1 protein-coding gene is annotated in these 1,530 nt (G+C 66.2%); it reads right to left on the reverse strand.

Annotation, left to right across the window (positions count from 1 at the left end):
* Positions 1-41: 41 nt before the first annotated feature.
* Complete coding sequence (locus AB0M62_RS34820) at positions 42-1,289, reverse strand: IS110 family transposase (RefSeq protein ID WP_366078330.1); 1,248 nt, start codon at positions 1,287-1,289, stop codon at positions 42-44.
* Positions 1,290-1,530 lie beyond the last annotated feature (241 nt).

The following is a 1,530-nucleotide window of genomic DNA, read 5'->3' on the forward strand; positions in this document are numbered from 1 at the left end:
CTCTCTTGAAAATCACCTGCAGTGATACGCGTTGGCGCGGTTCATGCGGTCTGTTCGCGCGAGGCGATGGTGACGTCCATGCCGAGGGCAGCGAGTTGGGCGATCAGGCGTCGGGTCTGACGTTCCTTGCCGAGGCGGTTGGTGAAGTGATCGGGGCCGAGATCGCGGTAGGGAACGAGGTCGTGGAGGATGTGCCAGGCGGCGACGAGGATGGAGTGTCCGACGGCGAGGGTCGCGCGCTTGGCGCCTCGGTGTGGGACCAGCCTCCGAAATTGCGCACCCAGGTAGGTCTTCTTGCTGCGGGCGGCACTGGCGCCGGCCATGAACAGGGCGGTCTTGAGCCAGGTGTCGCCGTGGCTGGTGCGCCCGGATAACCGTTTGCCGCCTGATTCCTTGTTGCCCGGACACACTCCGGCCCAGGAGGCGAGGTGTCCGGCGGTGGCGAAGCGGCCCATGTCGACACCGATCTCGGCGATCAGAACCTGGGCGAGGGTCAGGCTGATCCCGGGAATGGTGATCAGCAGGTCGACCTGCTGCCGCAGGGGCTGCAGCTGGCGGTTGATCTCCTCGCTCAGGCGGGAGATCCGGTTGTCGGCCTCGTCGATGGCCCGCAGCATCGAGGCGATCATGAACGCGTGGTGCGCGTTGAAGTCACCGCTCAGGGCGCGGGTCAGCAAGGGAACCTTGCCCTGCAGACTGCCCAGGGCGAGGGATGCCAGCACCTGCGGGTCCCGTTCACCTGCCACCAGGGCATCCAGCATGGCGCGCGCTGAGCGGCCGGTGATGTCGGTGACGACCGAGGACAGCTTGATCCCGGTGTCCTCCAGGAACATCGCGAGGCGGTTCACGTCGCGGGTCCGGTCGCGGACGGTCTCGGTGCGATAGCGGGTCAGGTCCCGCAGCTGCCGGATGTCACGCGGAGGCACGAAGGAGGGGCGGACCAAGCCGTGTTCGACCAGCTTGCAGATCCACTGGCAGTCCTTCACATCGGTCTTCCGGCCAGGAACGGTCTTGATGTGCCGGGCGTTCAGCAGCCACGGCTCGATCCCCTCCGTGGCCTCCAGCAGGTAGAACAACGGTTTCCAGTACGACGCCGTCGCCTCCATGCCGATCCGGGCGATCTTGTTCTCCACCAGCCAGTCCCGCAACTCCAGCAGGCCGTCGTTCATCGTGGAGAACGTACGGACCTCATAACGGGCGCGCTTGCCGGCGCCCGGCACCCGGATGCACACCTTGACATCCGCCTTACTCAAGTCGGCGCCCCCGCACCGCTCCTCGATCACATCCATGTCCCGCCCCACCCTTCCTCGCGCACACCAGTAGCGGTGCCCGCCCATCAGGGACCACAGGATTCAAAGAAGCTCTCTTGCGTGCTCGCGGCAACACCAATGGACTCCTGCGCTCGGCCCCCGCGTCCGACTACCAAACGGGCTCAATGTTCGGCACCAAGCTCTATCGACGTCCTCCGGACGGGCACCAGCCCCGATTTTCCCGGCCACGGGGCGGGACCGACAGGGCCCGGGATGACTA

The sequence above is a fragment of the Streptomyces sp. NPDC051219 genome (assembly GCF_040682335.1).
In the GTDB taxonomy this organism is placed as follows: domain Bacteria; phylum Actinomycetota; class Actinomycetes; order Streptomycetales; family Streptomycetaceae; genus Streptomyces.

Excerpts from the sequence above, each read along its gene's own strand:
- AB0M62_RS34820 (WP_366078330.1), bottom strand. The coding sequence starts at position 1,289 with ATGGATGTGATCGAGGAGCGGTGCGGGGGCGCCGACTTGAGTAAGGCG.